A 17,713-nucleotide genomic window follows, 5' to 3' on the forward strand; every position below is an offset into this window, starting at 1 on the left:
GGCGTTTAACGAGGCTTATTCACCGCGTTTGAACGAAATGAATGCAAAGCCGATCAATGAGACGACTGCGGCGGCAGACATGTAGTAGCCAACATAGTCGAAGCTATAGTGGGTTGCGAGCCACGTTGCGATATATGGAGCAACCGATGCGCCGAGAATACCTGCCAGATTGAAGGTAAGTGACGCGCCCGTATAGCGAACTGAGGTCGGGAATGGTTCAGCAAGAGCTGCGCCAATTGGACCATAGGTCAGTCCCATCAGGCCAAAACCGATAACGAGGAAGGCAAGAACGCCAACAGTTCCGCTGAGGAAGAGTGGAGCCATGATGAAGCCATACAGACCGATCAGGACTGTGACGATGATCATAACCGGGCGCATGCCGTATTTATCGGAAAGCAGTGCTGCAAGCGGGATGGTGAGGCCGAAGAAGATCACGCCAACCATCTGCAGAATAAGGAACTGTTCGCGGCTGTAGCCTAGCGCGCGCGTACCCCAGCCAAGTGAGAACACGGTCATGAGGTAGAACAGAACGAAAGTTGCAACAGCGCCGATGGTGCCGAGGAAAAGGCTCGCCTTATGTTTCTTGAACAGGGTTGCGACCGGAACTTCGACGCGTTCAGCCTTATCTATCGCCTTCTGGAATTCTGGTGTTTCAGCGATCTTCAGACGAATGAAGAGGCCAACACCAACCAGAAGAGCACTGGCGATGAACGGAATACGCCAGCCAAAAGACATGAACTGTTCTTCAGTCAGCAGCTCAGCAAGGATCAGGAAGATGCCTGTTGCGAGAATGAAGCCGACAGGTGCGCCAAGCTGCGGGAACATGCCGTACCAAGTGCGCTTGCCTTCCGGCGCATTTTCAGTCGCGAGCAAAACAGCACCGCCCCATTCGCCACCAAGACCAAGGCCCTGACCCAGACGGCAGAGAGCAAGCAGCAGAGCTGCCCATACGCCGATGGATTCGTAAGTTGGCAGGAAGCCGATTGCGACTGTGGAAATACCCATGGTCATGAGTGCTGCCACGAGCGTCGCCTTACGGCCGACCTTATCGCCGAAATGGCCAAACAGCGCGCCGCCGATAGGACGTGCGAAGAAGGCAATTGCGAATGTTGCCAGAGATTGGAGCAACGCGGAGTTGCCGTCACTTGCCGGGAAGAAAAGGTGCGGGAAAACGATTACCGCAGCGGTGGCATAAATATAAAAGTCAAAAAATTCGATTGTTGTGCCGATCATGCTCGCGGCCAAAACGCGGCGCGCAGAATTTTTCTTCGGAACAACTGCTTGAGCGACAGTCATTGATCCATATCCATATTTGTGGGCTGAACATTTTTGGGGGAAGCCCGAGATGCTGCCTTCTTAGTGCCTCAAAATACGAAACCGCAAGCTTAAAAGGGCTTCCGCGTAATTTTCTGATTTCGATTGTGGTGTTTTCGAAACAATATGAATGTTTGAGCTGAATTCGAGCAAAAGAACTGAGGTCTTTTAATTGCCTTAAGGCAGCCTTAAGCTGAATTCCGCAACTTGGAATCATAATGACTGCGCAGTCTTTCAGATACAGCATTATCGGCGTGAACTTTCGCAAACACTCTGTTTTGCGAATGCCCTCTCGTATGCTGATTGCTCTATTCTCGCTGCTTTTTCTGGTTTCGACGCAACTTTGTTATGCCATGGCGCACGATCTTCCGCAGATCGCAACAGTCACCGACTGCCACTCGATTGTAAAAGTCGAAAAGCATGGTGGCGGGCATTCAGCTCCGAGCGATCACAGCAAGAAGGCATCTTCCGCCTGTGTAATGATGAGCTGTGGCGGGATTATACAGCTTACCTCTGAGTTTGCTCTGTTTACGCCGGATCATGAATTCGGGCTTCCACCGCGCGTTGCCGCATTGAATAGCAGCGATCCATTTGGCGTGTTACGCCCTCCAATATCTTACCAGATCTAATCCTCTGAAACGCTGCCACCTCTCGGCAGCAATAAGCGCATTCCCAATTCGTGAAGCGATTTGGGACACGATGCGCGTTGATCGAGATATTATCTGGAGAATAATCATGACGAGTATGACTCGCCGCCGTCTGCTGACGCTTGGTGCAAGCGCGGCTGCTTTATCTGTCGTCTGGCCTTTTGAGGCCTTCGCGCAAGACGCCCATCAGCAACATATGCAGCATGGTGCAGCCGAGGCACAAACAAAAGCACAGGCTTTGCCGATCCCGTCACTAATAGAACCGGATGCCGCAGGCCTTGTGAAGCTGAAGGTTCAAAAGGGGCGACATTCCTTCATCGAAGGAAGTGGTGCGGCTTCAGCAGGGATTAACGGGACTTATCTTGGTCCGGTTGTCCGCTTGAAGAATGGAGAGGCGGTCACGCTTTCCGTTGAAAATGGTATGGATGAGGAAACAACCCTTCATTGGCATGGTCTTTTCGTTCCCTCCATTCTGGACGGTGGGCCGCATAATGTGATCGCAGCAGGTAAAAGCTGGGAGCCGAAAGTTACCGTCAATCAGCCTGCTTCGTTTAACTGGTTCCATCCGCACCTGCATGGGGACACCGCCCGACAGGCGCATATGGGCATTGCCGGGCTGATGATTGTTACGGATGGCAAGGATAGTGAACGTGGCCTGCCTGAGAGCTACGGAATTGATGACATCCCGCTCGTATTGCAGGATCGCAGAGTTGTCGACGGAGACAAGGTTTATCAGCCCGATATCATGGATCTGATGCACGGCTTTCGCGGCGACACGCTAATCGTCAATGGTGTGATTGCCCCACAAGCGCAAGTTCCGGCATCCATTGTGCGGTTACGTATTCTGAACGGTGCCAATGCGCGCAATTTCCATGTGCGTCTCAGCGATGATCAGCCATTGCACGTCATCGGATCGGATGGTGGCTATATAAGCAAGCTCGATACAGTCCAACGCCTGACGATCAGCCCGGGCGAGCGCTATGAAGTTCTGGTCGATTTTTCCAAATCGAAAGGCACTTTGGATCTGCTCACGGCCAGCGATGACAGCGGTGGTGACGACCTGTCTTTGATGCAGTTCATCGTGGATGACAAAATCGACGGTCCGGTGAAAGCTTTGCCTGCCACGCTTGATGGTCCCGATAAGCCTGACGAAAAGCTTTCGGTGCGCAGGCGGTCATATTTCTTCGATGAACGTATGGCCGAAAACATGAAGCTTATGATGGGCGGTATGTCGAGCGATCCACATGCCGGGCATAACATGCCAGCTATTAGCGATCACGACATGCATTCGGGTCGGAACAATACCGACACCGGCCCTGCATTGCAGGCGCTCACATCAGGCGTTCAAATGGCCATCGCGGAAAAGCCTTTCGATATGAGCCGCATTGATGCCGAAGTTAAGCTTGGATCGTGGGAAATCTGGGAGCTGATGACCAAAGAAATGGCGCATCCGTTCCATATCCACGGAGCGTCGTTCCGCATTCTTTCGTTGAATGGCGAGGCACCGCCGGTCCATCAAACAGGCTGGAAAGATACGGCTCTGATCAATGGCAAGGCCGAAATTCTGGTTCATTTTGATCGCGAAGCTACGCGCGATCATCCGTTCATGTTCCACTGTCACGTGTTGGAACACGAAGACGTTGGTATGATGGCGCAATTCGTAACGGCCTGATCAACAAGTATTCTGCGCGTCGTTCAGAAACGACGCGCAGTTTTATAAGTTTCGAACAATTCGCTTCGCTGTGCGTTTACCGCTTATCACCAAACTAAATAAGAGGAGGAGATAATGCGATCTTTCGTTCTAGCTTCATCGATAGCACTTATTGCAGCACCAGCCTTTGCCCAAGACGTGACCGTTAAAATGTACGAGGCTCTGGAAACCGGGCAGGGGAAGGAGATGGGAACCGTAACCGTGTCCCAAGGCGCTGGCGGCCTTTCATTCAAAGCGGATTTAAATGGACTTCCCGGTGGTGAACATGGCTTCCATGTTCATGAAAAGGGCAGTTGTGCGCCTGCGGAACAGGATGGGAAAATGGTTCCGGCTCAAGCCGCCGGTGGCCATTACGATCCGGAAGGTTCGAAACACCACATGGGTCCGGAAGGTCATGGTCATATGGGCGATTTACCGCTGTTGAAGGCTGATGCGGACGGTAAGGTCAGTGAAACGGTTGTTGCGCCACGCCTTAAGTCACTGGACGACATTAAAGGTCGAGCACTGATGGTGCATATGGGTGGAGACAACTATGCCGACCAACCCAAGCCACTTGGTGGTGGCGGTGCGCGTTTTGCCTGTGGCGTAATTGAGTAAAGTTTCATCAGCTTTTTACGCATCATTCTTGGGTAAGAAATCAGTCGAGCGGACTGATTTCCCTGAGTAGCTGTTTCTCACTTTTACCGGAAATGCTTTAACCCCAATTCTCTATGCGGATTTTTGAACCGTCAGAGAAACGCGAAATATGGAACGGCGACGGATCAACCACTGGCGTTTCGCCGCTGACCATATCTGCAACCAGTCGCCCGGCACCCGGCCCGATGCCAAACCCATGCCCCGAAAACCCTGTTGCAACGATAAGACCATCAATATCGGGCAGGGGTGAAATTACTGGTATGACATCCGGCATAGTATCAATGAGACCGGCCCATTCCTGAGCAATTGTTGCTGATGCAAAGGATGGAATAGCAGCCTTGAGTTTGGCCAATACTGCCGCATTCGCAGCGCGGTGCGGTTCAGGATCAAGTATGCGGATTTTTTCAAAGACCGAAACTTGATCTGCGGGCCGAAGCTTCCATTGGAAGGCTTCCTCGAAGAACCGCTCACCGAAGCGAAAACGCAAAGATTTCCATTCGGTCGAGTGCGATGGAAGGAAGTCCCGGAAAAAACGGAAACTGTCAGGTACGATATCCGCAATCGAGCCACCAAGGCTCGCGACCGTGTAGCCGCCATCGAGCCGCTTACGCAGCGCGAAATCTGAAAACGCAATTGCCGGATCGACGTCTGCCTCAATAGGGGCAGTGCGAAACACCGATGATTTGACTTTGAGTTGCGGAAGGCGGGCCTTGAAGTCCGATATGATCAACCGCGACCAGGCCCCGCCTGCCACCACAATCGCCTCACAGGCAACGCGGCCTTTTTCGGTCAGGACTGCGGAAACGCGTCCATTGGTTGTTTCAATGCCGCGCACCGCACAATTTTGCAGAATGACGGCACCCAGTTCTTGCGCTTTGGCTGCGAAGGCAGGAACTGCTTTCTGTGGTTCAGCACGCCCATCGAGTGGGGTGATCATACCGCCTTTGAGCGGACGCGTGAGTCCGGGGGCAAGGCTGGTCGCCTGTTTGCTGCTTAAGAGTTCTGTTTCAATACCGTGTTGACTGGCGATTTTAATCCACTGCGAATAGCGCTCGACTTCTTCTTCCTTCTCGGCGGTATAAGCGATACCCGTAACACGAAACCCGGTTTCGCGGCCCGTACGTTCATTCATACCTTCCCAGAGGCGCATACTCTCGACAATAAGTGGCATTTCTCGACTGTCGCGTCCGGTTCTGCGGCACCAACCCCAATTGCGACTTGATTGTTCGCCTGCAATTTCGCCTTTCTCAAACAAAGCGACAGGAATGCCACGCTCTGCCAGGAAAAGAGCTGTCGATACACCGATCACACCACCACCGATAACGGCGACCTTCGTTCCCTGTGGCAAACGCTCGGCGGTTGCCACCTTGTCGGTGATCGGCCCCATTATCAGACTCCTGCAATACGAATATCGAATTAACACCGGAGAAACATTGCGCGATTTACGAGCTTTTTCAACTGGATAGTGCAGAAAATTATTGTGCGTTCCAGCATGTTTTAGCAAATGCCTGAGACCTTTGGTCGGGTTTTATTGGCAAAGTCGTTCAACTGCATTTATATGCCATCTGATGATAACAGGACTCTCGGCCTCATCTATGGACGCACGCACTCTGCAAAACACCAGACTGGATAGGAATACTGCTCCGGCGCTGACGCTTTCAGGCATATGTCGCCAGTTTGGTACGGTGCGCGCCGTTGATGATGTTTCGCTTGATGTTCAACCGGGAGAGATCATCTGTCTCGTCGGTCATTCCGGCTGCGGCAAGACCTCGCTCTTAAGGATTGTTGCAGGGATCGACGCGCCGGATGAAGGTCAGCTTACCATGAGTGGTAAGACGCTCGTCAGTTCTTCTATCTTCGTAGAGCCCGAAAAACGCAATATAGGCGTCGTGTTTCAGGATTATGCGCTCTTCCCGCATCTGACGGTAAGGGAAAATGTGCTGTTCGGTTTGCGTAAGATGCGCAAGGACGAGGCGAAAGCACGAGTTGATGAATTACTTGCGCTGGTTGGTCTGGTAGCAATGGCGGATCGTTATCCGCATATGCTTTCGGGCGGAGAGCAGCAGCGGGTCGCTCTTATCAGAGCGTTGGCACCAAAGCCTGATTTGCTGCTGATGGATGAACCTTTTTCCAATCTTGATCGCGGTTTGCGTGCGCGTGTCAGAAGCGAGACTATTGCTTTGCTTCGTGCATTGGGTACGCCAGTCATTATTGTGACGCACGAGGCTGAAGAAGCCTTGTCCACGGGCGACCGCGTGGTGTTGATGCGTTCTGGAAAGATCATTCAGGCCGGTCCAGCCCGCGAACTCCATAACCAGCCTGCAACGCGCTACGCTGCGGATTTCTTCTGCGATTTTAACGCCCTCGATGGGAGGGTAGATGATGTTTCCGTTCAGACACCTGTCGGCGCATTGGCATTACCAGATAATATGCGACAAACCGGAGATGTCGCCGTCTATTTGCGCCCAAGAGATATAGAAGTCATATCTACTGAGACTAAAGTACAAGACGGATTGTGCGGTCGCATCGAAAGCCGCACCTATTTGGGCGAAACGGAAGAGCTGACTGTCTATCTGGATGATCAGAACGTCCGCCTCCGTGTGCGGACAGATCAGTATATTGCCGCCGGAGCAACGCATGTCTGTGTGCAGATCGACTGGAGCAAAGCGTTGGTTTTTGCAAAAAATGAGTAAATAACTCATATTTTAGGGCGTAGTTTATTGACCCTGCATATACCGCTTCCTATAGTCTGATTGCATGACTTATCGTTTCAAATGAACCAAATTCTACCGGAGGTAAAATGCCCAAGATCGCGCGTGCTGGACTGGCTCTTATGGCGGCGACGTTTCTCTCAGGTGCAGCCAATGCAAATGAAGTAAACATTTATACGACGCGTGAACCTGGCTTGATCCAGCCTCTGCTGGACGCCTATAAGGAAAAGACCGGAACGACCGTTAATACTGTTTTCCTGAAGGATGGCCTTGCCGAGCGTGTGGCATCTGAAGGTGACAAATCGCCAGCCGATATTCTCATGACGGTCGATGCGGGCAATCTGGTTGATCTTGTCGACAAGGGCCTCACCCAGCCGGTCGAATCCCAGGCTCTGAAAGATGCAGTGCCTGAACAACTTCGCGATGCCAATGGCAATTGGTTCGGCCTGTCGATGCGCGCTCGCGTTGTCTATGCAGACAAAGATCTCGAACTCGACAAGATCACCTATGAAGAACTGGCTGATCCGAAGTGGAAGGGCAAGATCTGCATCCGTGCTGGCCAGCATCCATATAACACCGCGCTGATTGCTGATTACATCGCTCATCACGGTGCAGAAAAGACCGAAGAATGGCTGACTGGCCTCAAGGCTAATCTGGCGCGTAAGGCTGCCGGTGGTGACCGTGACGGCGCCAAGGATATTGTTGGCGGCATCTGCGATATCGCAGTCGCGAACTCCTATTACGTTGGCCTGATGCGCTCAGGTAAAAGCGGCGACGAGCAGAAGGCATGGGGCGATGGCATCAAGGTCATCCTGCCAACGTTCCAGGACGGCGGCACGCAGGTAAACATCAGCGGTGCTGCTGTTGCCAAGAATGCGCCAAACAAGGACGAAGCTGTCAAGCTTCTCGAATACCTTGCTTCGGACGAAGCTCAGCAGCTGTATGCAAAGGCCAATTACGAATATCCGGTCAAGACAGGCGCTCCAGTTGATCCAATTGTTGCATCCTTTGGCGAGCTGAAGATCGACAAGGTGCCGCTTTCGGAAATCGTAAAGCATCGCAAGCAGGCCAGCGAACTGGTCGACAAAGTCGGCTTTGATAACTAAAAGCTGATTATTCTTGTAAAAATGACGCCGGTGCAAAACCATTGCGCCGGCGTTGTAATATGAAGGTCGACCAAAGTGCCGGAACCTGTGCAAGCCGCATCGTCATCCATGCCTTATCGCAGCCGTTCCGGGAGCAGCTGGTTGTGGCTTTCAGGACTGATTGCACTGCTGGTTTGCTTGCCTGTTTTGGCATTGGTTGTGGAAGCGCTTCGTGGCTCTTCCGGCTTTTGGGGCCATCTGTTTTCAACAATTTTTGCGACGGCCTTCACTGATACGGTTATCTTGCTGGCGGGTGTCGGGTTTATCACCGCGTTGGTTGGCACGTCTGCAGCCTGGCTTGTAACGGCATATGATTTTCGCGGTCGTGGCGTGCTCGAATGGGCGCTTTTGCTGCCCCTCGCGGTTCCTACTTATATTGTCGCTTACGCCTATCTCGATATTCTGCATCCGATCGGACCAGTACAGAGTGCGATCCGCTTTGTGCTTGGCTATGATACGCCACGCCAGTTTCGCTTGCCGGATATAAGATCTATGACCGGTTGTATTATCCTGCTCGGCTTCGTTCTCTATCCTTATGTCTATATTCCGACACGGGCGATGTTCCTCACACAATCGGCCAGCCTGATTGAAGCAGCGCGCACATTGGGCGTTAGCCGCAGAGGAATTTTCTGGCACGTGGCATTGCCACTCGCGCGTCCCGCTGTTGCCGTCGGTGTAAGCCTCGCTTTAATGGAAACGCTCAATGACGTTGGTGCCGCCGAGTTCCTTGGCGTTCGGACATTGACGGTATCGATCTACACAACATGGGTCACGCGCTTTGATTTGCCCGGTGCTGCACAGCTCGCCCTAGCGCTTTTGTTATTGGTTGTCGCACTTGTATCAATCGAGCGCTGGGCGCGGCGCAAGCAACGCTTCTCATCCAATATTCGCCACTCGCGTGGGTTTGAACCGCTTAGGGTAAGCGGCATCAATGGCCTTTGGCTTTTTGTGCTCTGTGCCGCTCCAATAATCGTCGGCTTTATCATGCCTGCGACCTATCTCGTAATTGAGGCGGTTAAACGCATACGTTTTGCGGGCATTTCTCCCCGCCTTGCCAGTGAAGCGTTCAACACGGTGATGCTGGCTTCGGTCGCAACTGTTCTGGTCCTGCTGTTTGGTATGGTGGTGGCTTATGCGATGCGGCTCTTTCCGGGAACTGCCTCGCGGTGGTTCTACCGTTTTTCGACCATGGGCTATGCGGCACCCGGCACGGTGATTGCAATTGGCATCATGATCGTTTCAGGTGCGGTCGATCGGCTGTTCGATGGGGTCTTCAGTTACTTTTTTGGTATTTCAACGGGGCTGCTGCTGATCAGTACAGGCGCTGCCATTATCTACGCCTATGTAGCGCGCTTTCTGGCAATCTCTGCCGGAGGTATAGATGCGGGGCTCGAACGCATTCCACAATCGCTTGATCATGCGTCACGCACTCTGGGGCGAGGGGTAACGACAACATTCCGCCAGATACATCTGCCGCTTTCAAAAACGGCTATCGTTGCTGCTGGGCTTCTGGTGTTTGTTGATTGCGTGAAGGAGCTGCCTGCAACGCTTCTGTTACGCCCGCTCAATATAGAGACTTTTGCCACCCATCTTTATGGCGAGGCTGCGCGTGGAACCTATGAAGAGGCGTCAGTTGCAGCATTGGCAATTGTGGCAGTTGGCATATTGCCGGTTATTCTGCTCGCCCGCGTGGGACGCCGTTTGGGTGGACAACGCAGTTAACGGTGGAAGTTCTGCAATATCAAATTGTTACAAAGCCGTTATGTATCGCGACTTTAACGCGGCAGTACTTTCCCGCTTTCGAAGTTCCATAAATCCAAAAAGTCTAGCTCTATCAAGGGCTTTGCAGCGGTGCGTAGGTGCCCTCTGACCGAGATATCTTAATGATTTCAACACGATATTTCGCGTGAACGCAATAATATGTGACTGTATTGTGGAGGGGGTTCCATGCTTCTACCACGTTGAAGCCACAAAGCGAAAGCTGAATGGGCACATGGAAACAACGTCTCGGATTTAGACACGATAGCCATACGGGCTGGTCTTAAAAACTCTGGGCATGACTTGGATGATGAAAACAATGCTGGATACGCAACAATGGCTCCCGGTCGAGTTGCTGAATATTGGTTTGGCTGCCGCCGTTTTCTTCGCCTGCCTTGTGCACTCTTTGTGGAAGGCTGTCTTCGATGAACTCAATCCCGTTTTCTGGCGCCGTACCGCAGCAGTTCTTTGGGCGGGTGTTGTCATCGTCGCTCTGAGCAGTGGAATTGAAAGCTTCAACTGGCCAATGATTATTGGTTGGATGATGGTGGCTGGCGGTGTCGTTGCGACAGCCATCCGCACAGGCATGGGCTATTATCGCCAATATTCGGCGCATAATGTGCGCCGTACCAAATTTACAGATGCGCGCTTTTCTGGCCCACGCGTTTCTGGACGGTGATAGCCATGTTTGCAAAGACTGTTCAAATGCCTCTGCGGCAACACCGTCCACATAGTCTGCGTTCGTTCTTTATCCGCGCTTTTGGTTCTGGACGATACCGTAGATATTCGTAGAACGGGCGCCTGAACGGCAATAGCCCAAAATAGGGCCTTCGGCTTCAGTGAGAGCCGAGGCCATGTCATCGACATTCTCCTGGGTCAGTTGGCCGCCAACAACCGGGATGTAATAGGTCTTGATGCCAGCCTTTTCGGCAACTTTGGCAACTTCGGCGAAGCTTGGCTGATCTTCACCGCCTTCACCATCGGGACGATTGCAGATAATCGTCTGAAAACCTTCAGCCGCAATATCACGCACATCATCTGGCGAAATTTGGCCGGTGACTGAGTAATTGTCGTCGATCTGCCGAATATCCATCGTTTTTCCACCTGTATTGTAAATCGCTGAAAGGCTCATTTCCGGTTAGCGGGTATAGCTCGTTATCGACTTTATCCGCAAGTGTTGAGCCGCTGGACTTGCTTGCTGCAGAGGTGTTGGATAGTAATTCCACATGCGGGCAGAAACGACAGGCAGCGGAACGATATGACGATGCAGAACATCAGCCAAAGTGTTCCGCGTCTTGCTCGTCGTGAAACCGGTTTTCACGAAAGCAACCGTGACGTCCCGGAGGAAGTGCCTGTAGCCATGAGCTATAATGGCACGACGCATGCCGTCATGATGGCTACACCCAATAATCTCGAAGATTTCGCAGTAGGTTTCAGCCTGACCGAAGGCGTCATAGATTGCATATCCGAAATCGAGGATCTGAACATTGAAGTCTTTGAAAAAGGCATTGATGTTCAGATGCGGCTTGTCGGACAGCGGGAGGAAATGCTTGTCGCTCGTCGCCGTTTCATGGCCGGGCCGGTCGGTTGCGGCTTGTGCGGAATCGATTCCATAGATCAGGCCATACGCCCATTATCTGCGATCAAGGCGGATAGCTTTCAGGTGAAAACTGGATCAATTGTTGCTGCAATGGATGCCTTGGGGCGCGCGCAGCAATTGAATAAGCAGACACACGCAGTTCATGGCGCTGGCTTTTTTGTGCCGGGTGAGGGGCTGTTTGCGGTTCGCGAGGATGTTGGCAGGCATAATGCGCTCGACAAGCTAATCGGCGCGCTCACTCGCGCAAGCAAACCCGCAAACAGCGGGCTGGTTGCCATTACGAGCCGTGTCTCAGTGGAGATGGTGCAGAAGGCCGTTATTCTCGGAGTACCACTGCTTGCAGCGATTTCAGCACCGACGGCTCTTGCCATCCGCACAGCAGAAGAGGCCAAACTGACGCTTGTGGCGCTCGTCAGAGGCGACGATTTCGACGTCTACACCCATCCTGAGCGCATTGTTATTCAATAGCCAGCCTCTCATACCAAGGCGGCTCAAGATGCTGACGCATCACGCCTTGAAAATGTTCAGTCGCCACTCGGGCTTAACCAAAGTCCAATGAGTTGCACTCAATGAACTTTGGTATCAGATTTGAGGCTGGCTAATCTTTATTTATACGAGTGCCGCAATGCGGGCGCGTTCGCTAACAATCTGCAAAGCTGCGTGCGCGGCTTCGACACCCTTCACCTTGAAATGGTTGAAGAAGAAGTCGTGATGCTCCTTGCTGTCATGGTAATGATGCGGGGTGAGCGATACGCTAAGCACCGGAATTTCAGTCTCAAGCTGTACCTGCATCATGCCGTTGATGACGGCAGTAGCAACGAAATCGTGGCGATAAATGCCACCGTCAATCACAAAAGCAGCCCCCACAATGGCGGCATAGCGGCCGGTCTTGGCGAGTGTCTTTGCATGAAGTGGAATTTCATAAGCACCGGGAACGTCGAAAACATCAACTTCTACGTTGGTGCCAGTTTTGGCGGCCAGTTCGGCGATGAAGCTTTTACGTGCTTCATCGACAATATCCGCATGCCAGCGTGCCTGAATGAAGGCAATTTTGAAGGATGTCTTGTTCGGATAGCTCTGGTTCATAGGTTCCTCACGAAACTAGAATCAGGGCGCACAAAGGAACGCGAGTCACGCCAATTTAAGCGCAACCAAACATTCTTTCGCTCTCTTCCATCCGGACTTTAACCGTCGGCTCCGGCATCTCACCGGATCTGCTGACCCTGAAACAAACTGCCGAATCGGCTTTCTGTTGCAGGCGCTCGCGGGCTCGAAGATCGCTCTTCATACCGCCGGTGGGGAGTTTCACCCCGCCCCGAGAACAAACCCGCACACCATTGTGCGAGCGAACGGAAATTATGCATTCTGGAGGATAATGTCTAGCCCGCTCACGGTAATTTTATACTACTTTAAAAAGCGGAATGCGTTGCATTTTGCCGATTTTCTGAACTGAGCGAAGTTTTGTCATCAGAAATATGATGAACGAACCAAGTATTTAATTTTGCTGGGATATTTGGTGAATTTTTCCAACCATCCACCTGCTTGAATTGAACGGGTCGATTTTTCTCACCTAACCCATATTGACACATATCCCGTATTTGAGCCTATCCTAAGAACACATCTTGTCTTGCAGATGATTTTCATTCAAAAAAGACAACGTTGTCAATCGCAGAAGGAGCTGCGAGAAATAAGTGGGATGGAGGTCTCAAAGCAGATTGAACGATCTTCTGGGTGTGCGGGCCTGATGCCTGACGACAGCATCCGACGAAATTTTGTTTTGTAGAGTTCTACGGGAGGTAGACACATGCATAAGTTTTTCAGAATGGCCGCGATGGGCACAGCTGCCTGTGCAATGCTTGCAGCAATGGCACCTGCTACGGCCAGCGCACAAGACAAGCAGAACGTTGAAGTCTTGCATTGGTGGACAGCTGGCGGCGAAGCTGCGGCCCTTGATGTTCTGAAGAAAGACCTCGAAGGCAAAGGCATCAGCTGGACGGATATGCCAGTTGCAGGCGGCGGCGGTACGGAAGCCATGACGGTTCTTCGTGCGCGCGTTACGGCAGGCAATGCGCCAACTGCAGTGCAGATGCTCGGCTTCGATATCCGCGACTGGTCGGAGCAGGGTGCCCTCGGCAATCTCGATGAGGTTGCAGGCAAAGAAGGTTGGGACAAGGTTATCCCGGCACCTCTGCAGGAATTTGCCAAATATGACGGTCACTGGATTGCAGCGCCTGTAAACGTTCACTCCACCAACTGGATGTGGATCAACAAGGCAGCGCTCGATAAGGCTGGCGGTAAAGAGCCAACCAATTGGGATGAACTCGTAGCGCTCCTCGACAAGTTCAAGGAACAGGGTATTACCCCAATCGCTCACGGCGGTCAGCCATGGCAGGATGCGACGATTTTTGATGCCGTCGTGCTCTCCTTTGGTTCGGACTTCTACAAAAAGGCTTTCGTCGATCTCGACCCGGAAACTCTGGGTAGTGATAAGATGAAGGAAGCTTTCGACCGCATGACCAAGCTGCGTTCTTATGTGGACGACAACTTCTCCGGCCGTGACTGGAACCTTGCTTCGGCAATGGTTATCGAAGGCAAGGCTGGCGTACAGTTCATGGGTGACTGGGCAAAAGGCGAATTCATCAAGGCTGGTAAGAAGCCGGGCGAAGATTTTGTCTGCATGCGTTACCCAGAAACACAGGGTTCTGTGACCTTCAACTCCGACATGTTTGCGATGTTCAAGGTTGCTGACGACAAGGTGCCTGCACAGCTCGAAATGGCTTCGGCTATCGAAAGCCCAGCATTCCAGTCGGCCTTCAATGTGGTCAAGGGTTCGGCTCCTGCACGTACCGATGTGCCTGACACCGATTTCGACGCTTGCGGCAAGAAGGCCATCGCTGATGTGAAAGAAGCTGCGGATAAGGGGACGATGCTCGGTTCCATGGCTCATGGCTATGCAAATCCGGCTTCCGTTAAGAATGCGATCTATGACGTCGTAACCCGTCAGTTTAACGGTCAGCTCTCGTCGGAAGACGCCGTCAAGGAACTGGTTACCGCCGTGGAAGGCGCGAAGTAAGCAGACAGAGATTGTCTGGGGAGCGTCCGGGATACGCCCGGATGCTCTCATTGCATACGCTATAATTCATTGAAAATAATGGCTTGATACCGCCCACAACACCTGCGCTCTAAGGTCTTGTCTTAACGCACATCTGATCCGAAAATCATTTGTTACTTTTCGGAATGCGCTCTTAAACAAGCGGGCAGCAGGAAGCGGTAGCTTAAACAGGATGGCGCAAATATGCAGCGTAACAGCCGACTACAAGAACTGGTGCCCAAGCTGGTTCTCGCGCCGAGCTTCTTGATTGTCCTCGTCTTTGTATATGGATTTATTATCTATACAGGCGTTCTTTCTGTCACAAACAGTCGCATGTTGCCGTCCTACGGCTTTGTTGGCCTGTCAAATTATGAAAAGCTTTGGGCACTGCCACACTGGTGGCGTGCGGTAACCAATCTAGCGATTTTCGCCTCGCTTTACATCATCATTTGTTCGGTTATCGGCCTCTTTCTGGCAATCCTGCTCGATCAGAAGATCCGCGGAGAAGGCTTTCTGCGTCCGATCTACCTTTATCCGATGGCGCTTTCCTTCATCGTGACGGGTACGGCGTGGAAATGGTTTCTCGATCCGGGTATCGGGCTTGAGCACACGGTTCGCCTATGGGGCTGGGAAGGTTTCACGTTCAACTGGATCAAGAGCAACACGATGGCAATTTACTGTCTGGTGATTGCTGCCGTCTGGCAGTCGTCAGGCTTCGTCATGGCCATGTTCCTTGCTGGTCTGCGTGGCGTTGACAACGAGATCATCAAAGCGGCGCAGATCGACGGCGCTTCGACCGGAACAATTTATCGCCGCATCATCATTCCTTTGATGCGCCCGGTGTTCTTATCGGCTTTTGTGGTGCTCGCGCATCTTGCAATCAAGGCCTATGATCTTGTGATCGCGTTAACTGGCGGTGGACCCGGACAGGCAACCGAATTGCCCGCGACCTTCATGTATTCCTATACGTTCACCCGCAATCAGATGGGTATCGGTGCATCTTCGGCAATCATCATGCTTGTGATGATATTCTCGATTATCATTCCGTATCTCTATTCGGAAATTCGTGGAGGGTCGCGGTCATGAGCGCCCAGACCCAGGAAAACGCCATCAACAGTGGCAAGCTGACACGCGCTTTGATTTATTCTGCGCTGCTGCTGTTCGCAATTTATTATCTGCTGCCGCTCTATGTGATGCTGGTGAATTCCTTCAAGCCGCTGGAAGAAATTCGTCAGGGCGGCATGCTGGGCCTGCCGCAGCAATGGACCATTGAACCCTGGCTTTCAGCGTGGTCGACTGCACAAATCGGCGTGCAGCCTACAGGCCTCAAACCCTTCTTTATCAATTCGATCCTGATGGTTGTGCCTGCCGTTGCCATCTCCACAGTTGTCGGTGCACTGAACGGCTATGTGCTTACTAAATGGCGCTTTCGCGGCTCCAATATTTTCTTCGGCCTGTTGCTGCTGTCCTGCTTTATCCCGTTTCAGATTGTGCTTATCCCAATGGCGCGCGTTCTGGGAATGCTCGGTATTGCGGGCACGATCTGGGGTCTGATCCTCGTTCACGTGGTCTATGGTATCGGCTTCACGACGCTTTACTTCCGCAATTATTACGAGGCATTTCCGACCGAGCTGGTACGTGCGGCGCAGATCGATGGAGCTAGTTTTTTCCAGATTTTCTCGCGCATTCTTCTCCCATCGTCTGGCCCGATCATCGTCGTCTCGGTCATCTGGCAGTTCACCAATATCTGGAACGACTTCCTATTCGGAGCGTCTTTCTCTGGTGCAAATTCAACACCCATGACTGTGGCGCTCAATAACCTCGTTTCCTCCTCCACAGGCGTCAAGGAATATAACGTTCACTTTGCAGCTGCCATTCTGGCGGCGTTGCCAACGCTGATCGTTTACATTGTTTCCGGGCGCTACTTCGTGCGCGGCCTGATGTCCGGTGCCGTTAAGGGATAAGTCTGACATGTCATTTCTGAAAATTACTGATCTTTACAAATCCTACGGCAATGTCTCGGTCTTGAAGGATATCAATATCGAGATTGAGGAAGGCGGCTTTCTGGTACTCGTCGGCCCATCAGGCTGCGGCAAGTCCACATTGCTGAACACAATTGCCGGTCTTGAGCCTATTACGTCTGGCGATATTCTGATCAATGATCGCTCCGTTTCCGGCCTGCATCCTTCGCAGCGCGATATTGCGATGGTGTTTCAGTCCTATGCGCTTTATCCGAACATGACCGTGGGCGGAAACATCGCTTTCGGGATGGAAATTCGCAAAGTGCCTAAGCCTGAACGCGAGAAAGCCATTCAGGAAGTCGCAGATATTCTGCAGATCGGCCATCTGCTGGACCGCAAACCAAGTCAGCTTTCTGGTGGTCAGCGGCAACGTGTAGCGATGGGGCGCGCTCTGGTGCGCAATCCACAGGTCTTTCTGTTCGATGAGCCGCTCTCGAACCTCGATGCCAAGCTGCGCGTTGATATGCGAACCGAGATCAAGCGGTTGCATCATCGCATGAAGACCACGATTGTCTATGTGACCCATGATCAGATTGAAGCGATGACGCTTGCGACCAAGATCGCTGTTCTGAAGGACGGCGTTTTGCAACAATTCGGCACTCCGGCTGAAATCTATAACAACCCGGCCAATATGTTTGTCGCGGATTTTATGGGCTCACCTGCGATGAACCTTCTTCATGCCGGCATCGAAAAGAACGGCTCAGAGCTTGCGGTCGTGCTTGAGCAGGGCGAGGGTGAAACGCTGAAGCTGCCGCTGAAAACAGCACCACAAAGCCTCCGCGAGTATGTGGGCAAGCAAGTCATGTTTGGTATCCGCCCTGAAGCCCTGACCGATCCTGATGGCGCTGACCGCAATGCTCAAGCTGTGGTTGAAGGTGAGTGCCTGATTGATGTTGTGGAACCAGCAGGATCGGACACATTCGCTGTGACGCGCATTGGTGGCAAGCAGGTTGTCGCGCGTTTACGTGCTGATGCCCGTATTGTTGCAGGCCAAAGGTCGCGGCTTGCATTCAATCTCGACAAGTCGGTGTTTTTCGATCCATCAACTCAGGGTCGGATTTTATAGCGGCTCATTTTAA

General features: G+C 52.3%; 16 protein-coding genes and 1 riboswitch. Of the genes, 12 read left to right on the forward strand and 4 right to left on the reverse strand.

Features of this window, described 5'->3' with window-relative positions; translation table 11 throughout:
* Positions 1-15 precede the first annotated feature (15 nt).
* On the reverse strand, positions 16-1,296 hold the full coding sequence (locus tag CES85_RS01395) for an MFS transporter (protein ID WP_095444296.1): 1,281 nt from the start codon (positions 1,294-1,296) through the stop codon (positions 16-18).
* Positions 1,297-1,532: 236 nt separating this feature from the next.
* Between CES85_RS01395 and CES85_RS01400 the strand changes: the two genes are divergently transcribed.
* The 3 genes from CES85_RS01400 to sodC all read left to right on the forward strand — a co-directional run bounded on the left by CES85_RS01400 (position 1,533) and on the right by sodC (position 4,269).
* A complete protein-coding gene (locus CES85_RS01400) occupies positions 1,533-1,943 on the forward strand; it encodes a hypothetical protein (RefSeq protein WP_095444297.1) in 411 nt (136 codons plus the stop codon).
* A 106-nt stretch (positions 1,944-2,049) separates the two neighbouring features.
* On the forward strand, positions 2,050-3,633 hold the full coding sequence (cueO, locus tag CES85_RS01405) for a multicopper oxidase CueO (RefSeq protein WP_095444298.1): 1,584 nt from the start codon (positions 2,050-2,052) through the stop codon (positions 3,631-3,633).
* 114 nt (positions 3,634-3,747) lie between these two features.
* The gene (gene sodC / locus CES85_RS01410) at positions 3,748-4,269 is read left to right on the forward strand and encodes a superoxide dismutase family protein (RefSeq protein WP_095444299.1); all 522 of its coding nucleotides are present in this window, start codon (positions 3,748-3,750) and stop codon (positions 4,267-4,269) included.
* Between the two features lie 97 nt (positions 4,270-4,366).
* Here sodC and CES85_RS01415 read toward each other — a convergent pair whose 3' ends face one another.
* Positions 4,367-5,695, reverse strand: coding sequence for an NAD(P)/FAD-dependent oxidoreductase (locus CES85_RS01415; RefSeq protein WP_095444300.1), 1,329 nt, complete (start codon positions 5,693-5,695; stop codon positions 4,367-4,369).
* A 208-nt stretch (positions 5,696-5,903) separates the two neighbouring features.
* Between CES85_RS01415 and CES85_RS01420 the strand changes: the two genes are divergently transcribed.
* The 4 genes from CES85_RS01420 to CES85_RS01435 all read left to right on the forward strand — a co-directional run bounded on the left by CES85_RS01420 (position 5,904) and on the right by CES85_RS01435 (position 10,601).
* Positions 5,904-7,001 (forward strand): ABC transporter ATP-binding protein, encoded by a 1,098-nt coding sequence (locus CES85_RS01420; RefSeq protein ID WP_095444301.1) that lies wholly within the window; start codon positions 5,904-5,906, stop codon positions 6,999-7,001.
* 107 nt (positions 7,002-7,108) lie between these two features.
* Complete coding sequence (locus CES85_RS01425; protein WP_095444302.1) at positions 7,109-8,125, forward strand: Fe(3+) ABC transporter substrate-binding protein; 1,017 nt, start codon at positions 7,109-7,111, stop codon at positions 8,123-8,125.
* Between the two features lie 108 nt (positions 8,126-8,233).
* Positions 8,234-9,886, forward strand: a complete 1,653-nt coding sequence (locus tag CES85_RS01430) for an ABC transporter permease (protein ID WP_095444303.1) — start codon at positions 8,234-8,236, stop codon at positions 9,884-9,886.
* A gap of 355 nt (positions 9,887-10,241) precedes the next feature.
* Positions 10,242-10,601: a hypothetical protein gene (locus tag CES85_RS01435; RefSeq protein WP_095444304.1), complete on the forward strand. Its 360-nt coding sequence runs from the start codon at positions 10,242-10,244 to the stop codon at positions 10,599-10,601.
* Positions 10,602-10,670: 69 nt separating this feature from the next.
* Here the strand turns inward: CES85_RS01435 and CES85_RS01440 are convergent, their stop codons facing one another.
* Entirely contained in the window at positions 10,671-11,015 is a 345-nt protein-coding gene (locus tag CES85_RS01440) for a protein tyrosine phosphatase family protein (protein WP_095444305.1), read from the reverse strand.
* Between the two features lie 165 nt (positions 11,016-11,180).
* Between CES85_RS01440 and fdhD the strand changes: the two genes are divergently transcribed.
* A complete protein-coding gene (gene fdhD / locus CES85_RS01445; RefSeq protein WP_095444306.1) occupies positions 11,181-11,990 on the forward strand; it encodes a formate dehydrogenase accessory sulfurtransferase FdhD in 810 nt (269 codons plus the stop codon).
* A 141-nt stretch (positions 11,991-12,131) separates the two neighbouring features.
* Here fdhD and CES85_RS01450 read toward each other — a convergent pair whose 3' ends face one another.
* Positions 12,132-12,608 (reverse strand): 6,7-dimethyl-8-ribityllumazine synthase, encoded by a 477-nt coding sequence (locus CES85_RS01450; RefSeq protein WP_095444307.1) that lies wholly within the window; start codon positions 12,606-12,608, stop codon positions 12,132-12,134.
* Positions 12,609-12,683: 75 nt separating this feature from the next.
* Positions 12,684-12,849: riboswitch (FMN riboswitch) on the reverse strand.
* 477 nt (positions 12,850-13,326) lie between these two features.
* Here CES85_RS01450 and CES85_RS01455 point away from each other — a divergent pair.
* The 4 genes from CES85_RS01455 (at position 13,327) to CES85_RS01470 (ending at position 17,700) form a co-directional block, all read left to right on the forward strand.
* On the forward strand, positions 13,327-14,595 hold the full coding sequence (locus tag CES85_RS01455) for an ABC transporter substrate-binding protein (protein ID WP_095444308.1): 1,269 nt from the start codon (positions 13,327-13,329) through the stop codon (positions 14,593-14,595).
* A 222-nt stretch (positions 14,596-14,817) separates the two neighbouring features.
* Positions 14,818-15,699, forward strand: coding sequence for a carbohydrate ABC transporter permease (locus CES85_RS01460; RefSeq protein ID WP_024896313.1), 882 nt, complete (start codon positions 14,818-14,820; stop codon positions 15,697-15,699).
* The gene (locus CES85_RS01465) at positions 15,696-16,577 is read left to right on the forward strand and encodes a carbohydrate ABC transporter permease (protein WP_095444309.1); all 882 of its coding nucleotides are present in this window, start codon (positions 15,696-15,698) and stop codon (positions 16,575-16,577) included. Before CES85_RS01460 ends, CES85_RS01465 begins: the two co-directional genes overlap by 4 nt.
* A gap of 7 nt (positions 16,578-16,584) precedes the next feature.
* Positions 16,585-17,700, forward strand: a complete 1,116-nt coding sequence (locus CES85_RS01470) for an ABC transporter ATP-binding protein (protein ID WP_095444310.1) — start codon at positions 16,585-16,587, stop codon at positions 17,698-17,700.
* The last annotated feature ends 13 nt before the right edge of the window (positions 17,701-17,713 follow it).

Origin of the sequence: Ochrobactrum quorumnocens (assembly GCF_002278035.1) — a bacterium.
Lineage (GTDB): Bacteria > Pseudomonadota > Alphaproteobacteria > Rhizobiales > Rhizobiaceae > Brucella > Brucella quorumnocens.